Below are 15,137 nucleotides of genomic sequence, written 5' to 3'. Positions count from 1 at the left end.
TGCTTTTTATTTTCCGATCACCAATCTTCTAGTATAGACTGCTTGTCCCGAATGCATCACCGCATCATCGATCGCCGAAACGATACGTGCCTGCCGAGTCACAGGCGGTGTCCATTGAGTATCGACAATGTCGTTCAGACTTTTCTCATCCAGGGTTTCTAAATACTCGCTAGTCAATCGGACACTTGCGGTAAAATAGTTCCAGAGCAATTGTCGATCCTCCACCACGACTTTCGCAGCTTCCTCTGGTGAATGCCGATAATCCTCTGTATCATCAGGCAGATCCAACGCAAATTTTTCAGTCCAGTTTGCACCTGTCCATAGCGGCTCGCTTTCTTTCAATTCCGAAATTTGAAGATCCAATTCACGCGCCGTGTGCCAGATCAGCCAAGTCACTGATTTGATCAACGGTGCCGGCATCGTATTGGCCTCATCAATGGTCATTTGATCCAAGGTTTCCTCAAAGCGTTCCTGTGCCCGTTCCAACATATCGATCGATAACTGAGTGAATTTCATTTAGGGTCCCTCCTCTTTTCAATCAAACCTCTCTTTGTCTCTTACTTTACTACAGCGGCCTTTCAGCGGCAAAGATTCTGGATTGTGAATTGGTCAAATGAAAGACTTACCGCTAAAACAATGGACAGTGCAAAAATGCTACTCTTCTGGTCCGTAATAAACTTCTAAATGCTGTGGCAGCACCTTCAAATGCAGCGGCAGTTCAGGACCTTCATCCCCATCTACACTGGGGTGGAGCGTAACATCGTCTTTGACAGACAATGTGGCTTCAGAGAATGGTTGATACCCAACATACTCCGTCGAATGATCAATCCCTTTTAAAATATCCGGAACGCTTTTAAAGGTATCTGTAATACGATGGTCCTTCAAATAAAGCAGATGAAGCTTGCCATCATCTGGTTTGGCATTTGGTACGACCTGTTCAAAGCCGCCAATGCTTTCGTTTAAATTAAAGACGACTGCACTGCTTTCGATATCCAGATGTTCTCCATCAACCTCTAATGAAAAATGGTAGCTTTCGTTGTGGAGCACTTGTTTAAAAGCTGTCGTAAAATAAGCCAGCTTGCCAAACTTAGACTTTTCCTCTCCATCCACCTCACTGATCGCCTCTGGAATACTGCCCACGGAGACAATATTCATGAAATAGCTGTCATTGATTTTTCCAATATCTAGAGCTTGATGACGTTCAAGCGTCAATTCTTCAATCGCCGTTGCCGGGTCCATTGAAATATTCAGCGAATGAGCCAAATCGTTGACCGTCCCCAAAGGAAAGAAACCAAATTTAGGCCGATACTCTTGCTCTGCAAGGCCGTTCACAGCTTCATTGACTGTGCCGTCTCCTCCCATCACAAATAGACTGTCCACTTTTTCATCTGCCGCTTGACGAGCAAAACGGGTCGCATCCCCATCTTCCTGTGTATGCAGAACTTCAACTTCATCAAACAAGTTATTCAGCTTTTCATGAGCCAACTCTTCATAATTTTTTGCTTCTTCTTCTCCCGAATTAGGATTAATGATTAATAATGCTTTTTTCATTTTTGACGCTCTCCTCTCTTGATTGCTTGTTGATTCAAGTATAGCAGTCTTCAAGGGGGTTCTTACATTGATACGCTCAGTGCATATCGGTAGGCGAATTCAGTTAAACCTGTTATCCTATTCAATTGCTTTATCTCACCTAGATAAGGAAAGGATTTTAAAGGACATGCCAAAAATAAAACGCAAGACCCACGAAGTCGAAAAAGCCATCGAAGAAGATATTGAGATTCAGGGGAATCGATTTCGGCTTTATTTTCAAAATCGTTTTTCACTGATCTCGCTGATCGTTGATTTATTGACCGGTATTTTTTATATCATTGGAAGTATTGCCTCATTAACACCGATTCCCGATGTAATCGGTACTTATTTTTACCTTGCCGGGGCGGTCTTTTTGACGATTCGACCCGTTCTGCGGATACTAAAGAATATTTTTATATATGATGAAATGAAGATTGAGAAAAAAAAGAATAGGTAGAAAAAAGAGACCGACCAAAAAAGCAAAATGAGCTAACTATTTTTAAAGTGAATCGAACAAAAATGAAAATTAACTTGAATAATAATCAAATAGCCGAATGATTGTATTCTATCTCCTTAAATAGAGATGCAATCGTTCGGCTTAATTTTGCTAATTTTTCTTTAGAGAGACTTTTGAGTCAGTCTCTTTCTGTTTGATTCTATTTCGTCAATTCAATGGCCTTGTCCACGATATCATTTGCAGTCAATTGGTAGTACGCCATTAATTTGTCTGGTGAGCCGGACTGGCCAAACTGATCCTGTACACCAATCTTTACGACCTTTTTAGGATAATGCTCAGATAAATACTCAGAAACAGCGCTTCCTAATCCACCGATCACGCTATGCTCCTCCGCAGTGATCAGCCAAGGGGTTTCTTTTGCTGCTTGTAAGACGAGTTGATGGTCTAGAGGCTTGATGGTTGAGAAATTTAAAACGCGAACATGCACGTCTCTTTGAGCCAATATGTCAGCAGCCTTCAATGCTTCCTGAACCAACAATCCTGTTGCGATAATCGTACCATCATTGCCTTCTATTAAGGTTTCTGCTCGTCCAATCTTAAAGTCGGGCTTTTCTTGGTGCACTCGCTCCACCGCTAAGCGTCCTAAGCGCAGATAGACTGGTCCTTGATGTTTCAAAATCGCTTCAATCGCAGCCTCTGTTTCGAGGTCGTCTGCTGGATTTAAGATAGTCATTCCTGGAATCACCCGCATCAAAGCAATATCTTCGATCGCCTGATGCGAACCGCCGTCCTCTCCTACCGTGATTCCCGAATGAGTAGCGGCTACAGTCACATTTAGTCGTTGATAAGCCACTGCATTGCGAATTTGCTCATAGGCACGTCCAGCTTCAAAAATGGCGAAGCTGCTCGCAAACGGTCTTTTTCCACCCAGAGCCAAGCCTGCTGCCGTACCAATCATATCGGCTTCTGCGATCCCCATATTAAAAAATTTTTCTGGGGCTGTCTTTGCAAAAATATCGGTTTTAGTGGCTGCTGACAAATCAGCGTCGAGGACGACCAAATCTGGATGCGACTTTAAAATGGCCAATGTTTCACCATAGGCCTGTCTCGTGGCCTTTTTCATGCTAAAACGCCTCCCTTAACTCTTCAATTGCCTGGGAAGCTTCCTCCAAGGAAGGGGCTTTCCCATGCCAGCCGACCTGATTCTCCATAAAGCTGACTCCCTTTCCTTTGACCGTCTTGCAAACGATGACGCTAGGCCCTTGGTCAAAAGTCTTAGCCTGATTGACTGCTTGAGTTAGTGAATAAAAATCATGCCCATCGGCAGTCAGTACATTCCAATTGAAGGCGGAAAATTTTTTTCCAATGTCTTCAACATTCATAATCGCCTGATTTGTCCCGTCGATCTGCAGCCGATTATTATCAACGAAGGCAATTACCTGATTCAATCGATAATGTGCCGTGGTCATAGCGGCTTCCCAGACCTGTCCTTCCTGTAATTCACCGTCACCTAATAAAACGAATACTTTCTTTTGAATGCCATCCAATCGTTGCGCCAAAGCTAAACCATTGGCGATCGATAAGCCTTGCCCTAACGATCCGCTGGACGAATCAATCCCTGGTGTTTTGATCCGATCAGGATGTCCTTGCAGGAAGCTGCCAAACTTGCGCAAGTCCAGCAATTCTTCTTTAGGGAAAAATCCCTTATCCGCTAAGACCGCATACAATGCTGGGGCAGCATGTCCCTTTGATAATATGAAATGCTCTCGTTCTTTTTGTTCATAATTCTCTGGTGTGACTGTCATTTCCTGATAGTATAGCAGGGTCAAAATATCAATAGCTGAAAGTGAACCGCCAGGGTGCCCTGAACCAGCCGCTGCTAGCGAACGAAGGATCCATTCTCTAAGTTCTGTTGATTTCTGTTGCAAATTTGTCATGTTTATCGCTTCCGTTCACCTATTTTTTCATTTCTTCTAAAAAGACATTCATCAGCATCCATGATGATTCCGATCCAGGATCTTTATGACCGATGGCACGCTCTCCCAAACGCATCGCCCGTCCCTTTTTTGCAATCAGTGGAATCGTGGATTCCGCTCCTTCTCGCATGATCGCCACCGCTTGTTCCATCACTACGAGAGGCTCCTCTTCTATATGCTCTTCGAGGTAAGCAACACCCGGCAGTAACGCATCCAACATCGTTTTCTCACCAAGCTCCGATTTGCCGCGGAATTGGATTGCGTCTACCCCATTTTTGATCATTCCTACAAATTCGGGAAAATTGATCGTCGTTTTCCCGACAACGTCTTTTCCCATCTTAATGAAAAAGCTGCCGTATAAAGGTCCTGAGGCACCACCGACCTTGCTTAATAAAAGCATTCCAGACTTTTTCAACAATCCTGTGATGTCGTCGGTGTTTTCTAAATTCTCGGCCAATTGTCCAGAAACTGCCCGAAAACCGATGCTTAAATTGATCCCATGATCCCCATCACCAATATCGGAATCCAACTTAGTCCAATAATCACGATTTTCTTCTGCTAATTCTGCCATTTTTGATAAACAATTACCAAAAAACTGTTTATCTAAGGTTCTTTCATTCATCCGGCTCGCCTCTCTCTTATAATTTGTAGTAAGGAGTATCGCATGGAGCATCCAGCAATTCTTTGATCTCTTCATCCAGCTTGACCAACGTGACAGACATCCCAACCATATCCATTGATGTCGCAAAATTGCCTACGTCTGTCCGATGTACCTGAATGCCATTTTCCTTAAGAATCTGGTCTACACGCCGGTAGCAGACATATTGATCCATCACCGGTAAAGCTCCTAAGCCGTTGACCAGTACATATACTTCGTCTCCTGAAGTAATTTTGGAATCCTCTAAAATATAAGTCAGCATTTCATCAATGATTTTATCCGCCTTTTCCACTTTTCGTCGTTCAATTCCAGGCTCACCGTGAATCCCCATCCCGATTTCCATATCACCTTCATCCATTTCAAAGATCGCTTCACCCGTCACAGGCAATGTAGAAGAGGACAAGGCTACTCCCAAAGAGTACGTATTATCATTAGCCTTTTCAGTTACTGCTTTTACTTGATCCAAGTCGTATCCCTTCGCCGCCGCACTTCCAGCAACTTTAAATACTGGTAGATCACCGGCAACACCGCGGCGATCTTTTTTCTCTTTGGCAGAAAACACATCATCCGTCGTTGTCACCGTTTCAACCCGTATGCCGTCTTCCTCCAGCGCCATTTCTGCACCCATATCAAAATTCATTACATCACCTGCGTAATTTCCGTATAGATAGAGACAGCCTTTTCCACTGTCGACAGCCTTTACTGCCTCATAGCATGCATCTGGTGCGGGAGAAGTATTCACATTTCCTACGACCGCTGCATCAGCAAAATCTTTCCCAACATACCCTAGAAACATTGGTTCGTGACCAGAACCACCCCCGACAATTACTCGTACACGAGGTTCTTCACTCATCATTTTGCTGACGACGACCCGATTTTCCATGTCGATCTTTACATAATTTTTATTCGCTGCTTCGTAGCCTTCTAACATTTCCTCTACTACATCATAGCCATCATTGATCAATCGTTTCATTTTTCTACGTCTCCTTTTTTATAAGAATAAAGATAATAAAATTCCGCCCAACAAGCCACCTGATACAGCTGCTGCAATCTTAGGCAATGACTTCTTCACATTGCCACCAACCAATACGGAAGCAACCCATACACCTACACCCGCAGCCAGCCCTTGATCCACCCAAGCGGCTCCCGACTGAGTAATCAACGGCGTCGAGATTCCGTGGTTGATACACCAGACTGTTCCAACGATGAACAACGCAGCCATCCATCCACCGATGGCTCCCCAACTATCAACCATTTTCCCCCAAGCCATTCTGATTACAAAGGGAAACAGAAAACCACCACACAGCGTTGCGATCCCTAAACCTATCGACATATTCATTCCTCCTAGTTTTGTGAATTTCTATTGGTTTTATCTAATCAAATAAACACTGTCGGTTACTCTTCTCCAACTAAACGATCCAATTCCTTTTCGGTCATACCAGGTTCTGGAGCAGCAGCTTCCCGTTGTTTTTCTGCAGAGATACTCTTTTCAAATGCAGCAGCCACGATTCCGCCTAACGCCGCACCAGCGACTACTAAAGCAATCGTTGGCAAAGAAGCGGTCAAGGCCGAAGTTCCTTGCATCAACGTGTCACGCATGATGCCGCAGACTCCAATGGCCAGTCCCATATCGACAAAAGCTGCATCGTCTTCGTTTCCAGTTAAATTTACGTAATGGTTCATAAACCACATTGGTCCAATAATAATTCCGGCCGCCAAATACCCACCAAAAATACCAAAACTACCCAACTCATTCCAAACAGCCATTACAATAGTTCCGGCGATCATGTAGCCTAACATGCTTCTTAAAAACTTCATTCTGTTCTCTCCTCATTTCTATTTTGATATTTTTTACGTCAACTATTTCTATCGACGTTATTATACGGTTGAAGAAAGGATCACAACTGTGCCAGTTCCTGTAAGATCGTTTCCTTTTCCTGACACACTGTTGCCTGGACAGCTGCCGCAAAGGCGCCTTCTACCAGCGGACAGTCCATGATCTCCGCTTTTTCCCTCAGTTCATCTGCTTCGATTAGCTCAAGTGCTGTTTCCGAGCTAAGTATAGCGCTTCCAATATCGCAAAAAATCAAGATATGATCACAGTCTGTCTGTGCTTCGATTGCCTCCATGATCATCACAGCATTTGTGCCCAAACGTCCATCTCCGGTACCACCAGCAGAAATGATCCGCACCGCGTCACTGGTTCCAGTCATTTCTTCGATCATTTCTTTCGTCCCATCAGTGATTTTCTGGCTGTGGGAAACTAAGATAATTCCAAACATCTACTCACTCCTTCATGCTTTTTACAGTTTCAACGATGCTTGCATAACGCTTAGGATCATGACCAAAACGACCGACAAAGACCCCATCCACATTTGGATCTGACACGATCAATTTGACATTCTCCTGAGATACCGATCCGCCATAGATGATCCGGATTTTTTCTGCTGTTTGAGAATCATAAAGTTCATTGATACACTCTCGAATCAAGCGATGGACTTGATGTACATGGACTGCACTTGCTGCACAGGTTTTTCCAACTGCCCAAGCTGGCTCATAAGCCAAAATAACTTTTGCTGCCTCTTGATTAGACAGGTGAAACAAATCTAAAAACAATTGCTTTTTCATCAATGCTTTGACCGCATCATAATCATCGGTCTTCTCCACTTCACCGATACACAATACAGGTGTCACTTCCTGTTCCAATGCCAAACGAACTTTTTGATTGATTAGATCATCCGATTCCGAAAAATAGGTTCTGCGTTCGATATGTCCGATCTCTGCGTAACTGCCCTTCATATCCTTTAAGGATTCAATAGAGAACTCACCAGTATAAGCTCCATTTGAAACAGGTGCAATATTTTGTGAACCTAAACCAATGGTCGACTCTTTTAGAATCATAGCAACTGGATACAAGACACCCATGCCTGGGCACATGAATTGCTCCACCTTTTTCTCTTCCCCCACTTCTTCTACAATCGCGTGAGCGAAGTTTCGTGCAGCATCGATTTGATTCTGATACATTTTTAAACTGATTCCTACGATCGGCTTTCGCATAGTTTCATCCTCCTTTGTTGTCTATAAGCAGATTCCTTACTTTTGAAAAGCTTCCCAGTCCTTCAAAAAGGCTTGAATTCCACTATCCGTTAATGGATGCGACCATAATTTAGGGAATAGCGCTCCGGGAATCGTCGCAATATCAGAGCCGACTCCTGCAACTTCTTCGACGTGCTTCAAACTACGGATACTTGCAGAAATAATCTCCGATTGAAAGCCATAGGTCGTCAATACATTCTTGAGATTGCGAATCAGAGCCAAGCTGTCAGTTGCAATATCATCTAAACGCCCGACAAAGGGGCTGATATAAGTTGCACCAGCTTTGGCAGCCATTAACCCTTGCGCCACCGTAAAAATCAACGTTACGTTTGTCTTGATACCTTCTTTAGACAGTAGATGAACTGCACACAGTCCCTCCTCGGTCATAGGGATTTTGACGACCACATTATCTGCCCAAGCTGCGATCTCCCTTGCTTCTGTTACCATGCTCTCTGTGTCTAGGCCGATGACTTCTGCACTGACAGGACCGTCGATCAATTCGCAAATTTCGGTGATGACTTCTTTGAAATCACGACCCTCTTTTGAAATAATCGTAGGATTTGTTGTCACTCCGTCAACCAGTCCTAGTTCATTGATACGTTTGATTTCTTCTACATTGGCCGTATCTAAAAAAAATTTCATAATAGTTTCTCCTTTTTATTTAGCGAACTCTGCTTCTTTTTCCATGATTTGATCGATCTTACGTGCAGAATTTCCACCTTCAAATGTAACTGACAGGTATTCATCAACGATCTTCTTTGCGACTTCCAAGCCAATAACTTTAGAACCCATTGTTATCACCTGAGCATTGTTGCTCAGTTGTGCCCGTTCAGCAGAATAAGTGTCATGCACTTGTGCAGCACGCACACCAGGAATCTTGTTGGCAGCCATGGCCATTCCAATCCCTGTACCACAGCATAAAATACCTCGTTCAATTTGTTGATCAACAACTCCCTTTGCTACATTGAAAGCAATATCTGGATAATCGACTTCTGCGGTTGAGTAACAACCGTAATCAACAACCTCGATTCCCTTAGCCTCAATATAAGATTTCAGCTGATGTTTCATCTCAAAGGCATTATGATCTGATCCTATACCAATTTTCATTTTTTTCACTCCTCTTTCTTTTTACACTCTCATAATAATCGTTGACTTTCGTTTTGTCAACACAAACTTTCGTTTATTTTCGTTTTTACCATTTAAACAATTCAGACTTACTAATTTATACGGGAAATTCAATATAAAATAAAAGAAGATCTTATCTATAAAAGAAAAGCATGTTAACACAACCGTTTCAAAACGAAAGCAAAGAACAATAAATATTGTTATTTCGAAAGTAATCGTTTATACTTTATGCAAGAACAATACTTAATTCGGAGGAATCATACATGTATACAAATCAGCGCAGAGAAAAAATTCTATCACTACTACAGGAACAAGAATCCGTATCCGTCAATGATTTGACAGATTTACTAGGCGTTTCAAAGGCAACGATCCGATCCGATCTGAATTACCTTGGCAATAACAACATGCTGATTCGAACACATGGCGGGGCGACACGCACGAAAGAAGACGATACGCTAAGGATCGATAAGAATTATGACATCCGAAAACAAAAAAATATCGATAAAAAAGCAGAAATTGCAAAAAAAGCGTTTCATTTCATCAATGATGGCGAGTGTGTCATTTTGGATGCCAGCTCCACCTGTTATGAATTGGCCAAGCTTATTCATCAGTCTGACTTAAAAATTACCGTACTGACAAACGGCCTTCGCACCGCTTCTCTTTTGAAGGAAAACCTTAATTTAACCGTGATCCTGATTGGAGGTGTAGTAAAAGGAACCTCTAATGCGGTGGAAGGTACTTTAGGAATGGAAATCTTGAAAAAGGTAAATATTGATACGTTGTTTACTTCTTCTTATGCAATTTCCGCTACAGAAGGGCTCTCTGATTTCAACCTTTATGAAGTCGAATTGAAGAAAAAAATGGTGGAATTGGCTTCTCAGACGATCGCACTTATCGACAGTAGCAAATTTGAGAAAAAATCAATCGCTACCTTTGCTACGTTGAATCAACTAACTTGGCTTATTACAGATGGTCAATTGATCGAAAGTGTCAAAGATCACTACGATTCAAAAGTATCCTTTCTTAACTAATCATTATGAATGAAAACAAAAACACAGAAATAGACCGATCAGCAATAAGATGGTCGGTCCATTTCTGTATCCCTTTCTACTCACTATTAAAAATTAACTTCTTTTTTATTTAAGCATGCCTTTCTCCACAGCAATCTGGATCGCATCTGATCCATTCGCCAAGTCACTCAAAGTCTCTAATCCACAAGGTGTCAATGCTTTTTCTCCTCAAAGCACATTTAATAGGCTACCTAGGAAATTAGGTGGGAGGGTCCCCGTGCAGCCTATTTTTCAACGTACGTTGAACGGTGTGTCTATTTTAAGTACAGAAGAAAAACATGATGCTATCTCTATTAATGATAGTGAGACAGACAAACAGAGAAATCTTCTTGAATAAAAGAATCTTACAAAATAAAGTAAAAAAATCGATTTTCAGCCAATCACTACCAAGTAACCACGAAAAAACCATGAAAAAGAGTTTCTTTTTTCGCTAACCAAGAACCTCTTTTTTGATTACTTAAGAAACTATTGAATCTTCATATCATATGTATAAAAAATCAACAATTAAAGCCCCTGCATGAAAAAAAGTTATTTCGCCCCATCCTGTCGAAAAATCGAATGTTTAATCAGAAAAAATCCCGCTATTACAGTATTTTAATGCAACTAAACGCAAGGGCTCAACTCAGAGGCTTCTCCTGACAATCTTATAAGCAAGCATCGATTGTGCTAAAATAATGGACGAAATTCAGCTGAGTGAATAGGAGTGAAAACCGTGTTGTTTGGAGAATTTTTGTTGACGAAGCAGCAACAAAAGAAAATTGCTTTCTTTAAGCAAATGGAAGAACTAGCCGCAGGCGACTATTCGGTCCATGCACTTAGTCAGCGATTCCACTACCCTTATCTTTCTTTTTTGAGTCTTTTGGAAGAATTGAACGACACTTTACTAACGTTAAATGAAGAACCGATCTTGGTTGGAAATTCCATCGTGAAATGGGCCAGCAATCCCAGCCGCTTTAATAATTTCATGCTGGAGCAGCTGAAGCAGTCCACTGCCTACCAGTTCTTGTTGACCAGTTTGTTCTATCCGGAAAAATGCTTGGCTGACTTCAGCCGAGAGCATTACATCAGCAAATCGACTGTCTTACGCCGTCTGCAGCCGTTGAGCGGCTATTTCAATTCCTGCGGTATCAAAATCAACGTGTCGGGCATGACGCTTTTAGGCAATGAATCCACGATTCGACTGCTGTACATCGCCATTATCTGGAACGCTTCTTTAGGTGGAGATATTTATCAATATGGGCGTAGTTTTGAAGCGGAACAAGCCTTAGTCGAAGCGTTGGCAGATGAGCTGCCAGGATACACACATCCAAAATTATTCCTGTTGATGTTAGCTGTTTGCCGAGTACGAAATGAGCAAAATAAGCTGTTGGAACCTTCGCCGTTTGACGATCTTTCCTTTTCTCAAACAAGAACCAAACTTGTCAATTATTTGTCGGAATTTTTAGTTTCACCTCAACGAATTTCACATAATCAGGAGTTTATTAATTATTTGATTTATTTCTATCCATATTGCATTGCCTGTCCTTCTCATTTGAACGAACCAATGGAGGAGTATTATCAGGAAAATTTAAACCGTCGTCATCCCTTGTTTGTGGCGATCAATGATTTTTATACTTTTGTTATTGAAGACGTCTTGCCGCCAATGGAAGACCCCCTGAAGAAAACCTTGCAGCACTCGATCACTCGGGTTTTTTTGAATTATTGGATCCAGCAAAAGCAGATTCCTCTCTTTTTTGAGAGTATTCGTCGACACTCATTCGAACAAACGGCTTTGTATCATTCTATTCGTCCCATCGTTCAAAAAGTGATCAAAAAAATCAGTCGTCGCAAAGACTTAAAATGGATGAGTGGAGTCAACCAGTCACTTACGAATATGCTTTGCCTGACACTGATCCCTTTCTTTTCTTGCAGTGAAACTTCCATTCGAGTAGGGTTGATCTCTTCTTCAAATTTTTTTCATTTACAGCATGTGGTCGCTTTTTTAAGAAATATTTGCTTTGTGGAGATCGTTCTCTACCCCAAAGCTGACGAAGAAGTCGATCTTTATATCACAACATTTAAAGAACTGCTGCCGACACAAGACAAACCGTATTTTTTGGTCAGTGTCCTTAACCGCGATTACGAGGCGGATCTGCCGCCGCTGTTGTTTGAGATTCAAGCAAAAAAAGTCCATAAAATGAAACATGGCTGTGACAAAAGCCTCTAGCTCCAAAAATCGAGCGAACTATTTTTAAAATGAATCGAACAAAAAAATTAGAATTAGCTTGAATAATGACTAAATAGCCGAACGATTGTATTCTATCTCCTTAAATAGAGATGCAATCGTTCGGCTTGATTTTGCTAATTTTTCTTTAAAGAGACTTTTGGGTCAGCCTCTTAAAATCTTTCTGTGTCGTCTCTTTTAATTCAGCCTTTCTTTCGCAATGCGTTCACTCGTTTCGTGATGATTATCCCGATCAGCAACACCAGCAACAAGCTGCCTGCGATAACGCCGCTTTGTTTTCTGTTTTGATACCGAATATCCTTGCTGATCTCTGTTTGCATCTTTTCTTCGAAGCTGGTCCGCTCACCACGTACTAATAGACGGTGGCTGTTCACGCCGTAGGGAGTACAGGTCATCAGCGTGACATACTCCTGCCCAGAAACGATCTCCAGCTTTTCCAGCTCTGTCGGTTCAATGACCTGGATGTCATCTACCTCATAAGCCAAGGTTTGCTCATTTACCTCGATATAGAAGTGATCCTTTTTCTGCATTTTAGGCAGATCTGTAAACAGCTTCGCCTCCATCAGTCCTCGATGGGCTGAGATCACGGCATGCGTGTCCTTTCCGCCGACAGGATAAGAGGTGCCTTCTAACAGACTCGCTCCACAGCTTAAAAACAATTCGTTTGTCTGATCGAAAATCGGCAAGGACACATGGATCGCAGGAATCTTCAGAATTCCAATTGTGTGTGTTTCGTAGTAATCTTTTTCAGGCTGTTTCGGCGGTTGTTTTTCTTCTGAAAAGGGATCTGTTCCTGGATTGTTCTCAGCCGCTATCCTTTGATTTTCAGCTTTTCGGCGGGCCTGTTCCTGCGCCATTGATTTTTGATTTTTGGCATTTGATTTTTTCTGATAATGGCTGATGATCTGCTGATCCAGATAGTGATTCAAGGCATCGCCTACGAAGGGATACAGCATGGCAAACGTGCCTAAGATCAAAACAAGCATCATCACGCCATCCAAAACCAGCCTTTTTTTCCCTTCGCGTTTCATGCTTTCCGCCTCCTTTTATTCAAAAGGAGCTGGTCACTAGACCAGCTCTTTTTGATGCTATTCTTTGTTTAGATCGCAGTCTCTATCTAGTCACACGCGTCTTTTTGAAGTAAAGCATTGCTCCTGCGAATCCTGCTAGTCCGACCATCAGCAAGACCGTCGTTCCTACACCCCCGGTCGAAGGCAGGAAGCCGCGCGTTTTATTTTCGACGTCCAAAATGGCTGTGCCGTTATCTGCGGTGAATAGGATATCTCCCAAGAGAGCATAGCCTTCCGGCGCTTTGGTTTCCACTAAGGTATAGTGATCCTTCGCTTTAGAGCCTAGACCGTAGACACCGAATTTTCCGTCCTTGTCCGAAGCCAAGACAGTTGCTTCTGCTTCAGAAGAGACCCATTTCACTTCATAGCCAGATGCATATCCTGTTACCTTGGCCACTCGTTGTCCGTCACCATCCAACAACTGCAGGAAATTCGCTCCGTCTTTGATGACAAACTCCGCCCCCTCCAGCGTTTTACGAGAATTGCTGTCGATCTTTTTGAACAATTTACCGTAAGAGATAATCTCTTCTTTGTCCTTTCGGTCATAGAAGTTGTTGTCGAAGGTGATCTCATTATCGATCAACGTCAAATCAGTGCCGGTCTTAACTCTCATTTTCACCTTGAAGGTCAAAATCTTGCCTGCATGAGCAGTCAGTTCACTTGGTACAAAAGCCAAGGTGAATTGATTCGTTCCGGATGCATAGGTACTCGTTAACGTTTCCTTCTGACCATCAATTTGAATACTATCTTTGAGCTCCTGCTCGGTCGATACCAGTTCTAGACGGCTATCGTAATCATCTACTAATTGATACAGCGTGTATTGCGCAACATCATCTGGAATCGGATGCTTAATCGTGAAGGTCACGATCTGGCCATTTTCCACCTCTTGATCGTCTGCTTCTTTTTCCGGAATCGGCACCTTGTAGTTGTAAGCCTCCGCATTTTCTTGGCCTGTCTTTTTGACTAAGCTTTGATCATAGTAATCGTAGGTAACTGCCATATCTGTTGAAACATGTGCCACGACGACTGGATTGGTCTTGTAGTGGAAAATCTCTGTCGTTCCCTGCTGCTCTGCTGCCGTGGAAACACTGCTGTCTACTTCGTAAAACGCATAATCACCAGGTGCTAATGCCAATCCTGGTACAGAAACAATGCCTGATCCATCCGAGGTCAGCCGTGCAGCATCTGCTTGCTCTGCATCGAACTGATTCGAAGTGGAATTATAATACTTTCCATTTGCAACACTTTTCAAAATGAACGTTGCATCTGGCAAAACAGCTTTTGTGCCATCTGCTTCGATCCCGTATTTAATAAAGCTCAAGGTGTTGGTCTTGACTTCATTTTTGGGGTATACATGAACCTTTTCCCGCAACGATCCATCTGCTTTGTGGGAAGGCAGGCCGATCACAAAAGGAATCGATTTGGATTGAACGACACCGCTAGGAATACCGGTCTCTTTGAACAAATATATGGCATTTTGCCCACCAGAGCTTACAGGCAGTGCTTTTTCCGCAATACCTTCTGCGGCATCCGTGGCTGGGAAAACCGTCCCAGTCATTGACGTGGTGTCTGCAGCCTTTGCAGCAGCGATCCCTGCCGCCTCTTTTTGCGCATGAGTGCCGCTTGCGGCATCATAAGCTGTCCAGTAGGTGCTAGTGACATCATAGGCCGTGAAGGTCGCACCGCCTAAAGGCTCTCCGCCAAAATCCATTTCATCCCCAGTGTTTTGAATCTCATTTGGCATGGTCGTGTACTTGCGTTTATGGATCGTCACCGTTTGTTCCCCTTCAGCAGCATGCGCTGTTTGCAGTGCGCCAATGCTGAAAAGCAGTGGCAGCAATAAACTGAATACTGCAAATACGATGGTCAACTTCTGTTTTCTTACGTTCATC

General features: G+C 42.8%; 16 protein-coding genes and 1 pseudogene. 3 read left to right on the top strand and 14 right to left on the bottom strand.

The annotated features are described in order from the left end of the window. Positions 1-6: 6 nt before the first annotated feature. A complete protein-coding gene (locus NRIC_RS13185) occupies positions 7-516 on the bottom strand; it encodes a mycothiol transferase (RefSeq protein ID WP_146623167.1) in 510 nt (169 codons plus the stop codon). Between the two features lie 138 nt (positions 517-654). After that, positions 655-1,551 (bottom strand): diacylglycerol/lipid kinase family protein, encoded by an 897-nt coding sequence (locus NRIC_RS13180; protein WP_146623166.1) that lies wholly within the window; start codon positions 1,549-1,551, stop codon positions 655-657. A gap of 166 nt (positions 1,552-1,717) precedes the next feature. Between NRIC_RS13180 and NRIC_RS13175 the strand changes: the two genes are divergently transcribed. Then, positions 1,718-2,026: a YrhK family protein gene (locus tag NRIC_RS13175; RefSeq protein WP_146623165.1), complete on the top strand. Its 309-nt coding sequence runs from the start codon at positions 1,718-1,720 to the stop codon at positions 2,024-2,026. 199 nt (positions 2,027-2,225) lie between these two features. On the opposite strand, the gene NRIC_RS13170 is transcribed toward NRIC_RS13175, so the two are convergent. The 10 genes from NRIC_RS13170 to rpiB form a co-directional block, all read right to left on the bottom strand. After that, the gene (locus tag NRIC_RS13170) at positions 2,226-3,149 is read right to left on the bottom strand and encodes a transketolase family protein (protein ID WP_146623164.1); all 924 of its coding nucleotides are present in this window, start codon (positions 3,147-3,149) and stop codon (positions 2,226-2,228) included. Between the two features lies 1 nt (position 3,150). Next, the gene (locus NRIC_RS13165; protein WP_146623163.1) at positions 3,151-3,963 is read right to left on the bottom strand and encodes a transketolase; all 813 of its coding nucleotides are present in this window, start codon (positions 3,961-3,963) and stop codon (positions 3,151-3,153) included. Between the two features lie 19 nt (positions 3,964-3,982). Then, a complete protein-coding gene (gene dhaL / locus NRIC_RS13160) occupies positions 3,983-4,624 on the bottom strand; it encodes a dihydroxyacetone kinase subunit DhaL (protein ID WP_146623162.1) in 642 nt (213 codons plus the stop codon). 16 nt (positions 4,625-4,640) lie between these two features. Continuing rightward, entirely contained in the window at positions 4,641-5,633 is a 993-nt protein-coding gene (locus NRIC_RS13155; protein ID WP_146623161.1) for a dihydroxyacetone kinase subunit DhaK, read from the bottom strand. Between the two features lie 18 nt (positions 5,634-5,651). Continuing rightward, positions 5,652-5,993, bottom strand: coding sequence for a Lin0368 family putative glycerol transporter subunit (locus NRIC_RS13150; RefSeq protein WP_146623160.1), 342 nt, complete (start codon positions 5,991-5,993; stop codon positions 5,652-5,654). A 62-nt stretch (positions 5,994-6,055) separates the two neighbouring features. Further along, entirely contained in the window at positions 6,056-6,478 is a 423-nt protein-coding gene (locus NRIC_RS13145) for a Lin0368 family putative glycerol transporter subunit (protein ID WP_146623159.1), read from the bottom strand. A gap of 80 nt (positions 6,479-6,558) precedes the next feature. Continuing rightward, on the bottom strand, positions 6,559-6,942 hold the full coding sequence (gene dhaM / locus NRIC_RS13140) for a dihydroxyacetone kinase phosphoryl donor subunit DhaM (RefSeq protein ID WP_146623158.1): 384 nt from the start codon (positions 6,940-6,942) through the stop codon (positions 6,559-6,561). Between the two features lie 4 nt (positions 6,943-6,946). Beyond that, positions 6,947-7,717 carry a triose-phosphate isomerase family protein gene (locus tag NRIC_RS13135; protein ID WP_146623157.1) on the bottom strand — a complete coding sequence of 257 codons (771 nt, stop codon included), beginning with the start codon at positions 7,715-7,717 and terminating at the stop codon, positions 6,947-6,949. Between the two features lie 36 nt (positions 7,718-7,753). After that, positions 7,754-8,398, bottom strand: coding sequence for a fructose-6-phosphate aldolase (gene fsa / locus NRIC_RS13130; protein ID WP_146623156.1), 645 nt, complete (start codon positions 8,396-8,398; stop codon positions 7,754-7,756). Positions 8,399-8,413: 15 nt separating this feature from the next. Continuing rightward, positions 8,414-8,863, bottom strand: coding sequence for a ribose 5-phosphate isomerase B (gene rpiB / locus NRIC_RS13125; protein ID WP_146623155.1), 450 nt, complete (start codon positions 8,861-8,863; stop codon positions 8,414-8,416). Between the two features lie 281 nt (positions 8,864-9,144). Between rpiB and NRIC_RS13120 the strand changes: the two genes are divergently transcribed. Then, positions 9,145-9,912 (top strand): DeoR/GlpR family DNA-binding transcription regulator, encoded by a 768-nt coding sequence (locus NRIC_RS13120; RefSeq protein WP_146623154.1) that lies wholly within the window; start codon positions 9,145-9,147, stop codon positions 9,910-9,912. An 814-nt stretch (positions 9,913-10,726) separates the two neighbouring features. Further along, positions 10,727-11,131, top strand: a pseudogene (locus NRIC_RS19895) (helix-turn-helix domain-containing protein); the annotation flags it as partial. 1,226 nt (positions 11,132-12,357) lie between these two features. Here the strand turns inward: NRIC_RS19895 and NRIC_RS13110 are convergent. After that, positions 12,358-13,206, bottom strand: coding sequence for a class C sortase (locus tag NRIC_RS13110; RefSeq protein ID WP_146623152.1), 849 nt, complete (start codon positions 13,204-13,206; stop codon positions 12,358-12,360). 82 nt (positions 13,207-13,288) lie between these two features. After that, positions 13,289-15,136 carry a pilin N-terminal domain-containing protein gene (locus NRIC_RS13105; RefSeq protein WP_146623151.1) on the bottom strand — a complete coding sequence of 616 codons (1,848 nt, stop codon included), beginning with the start codon at positions 15,134-15,136 and terminating at the stop codon, positions 13,289-13,291. Position 15,137: the final 1 nt, after the last annotated feature.

It is taken from the genome of Enterococcus florum, from assembly GCF_004309355.1.
Taxonomy (GTDB): Bacteria; Bacillota; Bacilli; order Lactobacillales; family Enterococcaceae; genus Enterococcus_A; species Enterococcus_A florum.
Note: the sequence above shows the minus strand (reverse complement) of the source record. Positions and strands in the feature narration are given on the sequence as shown.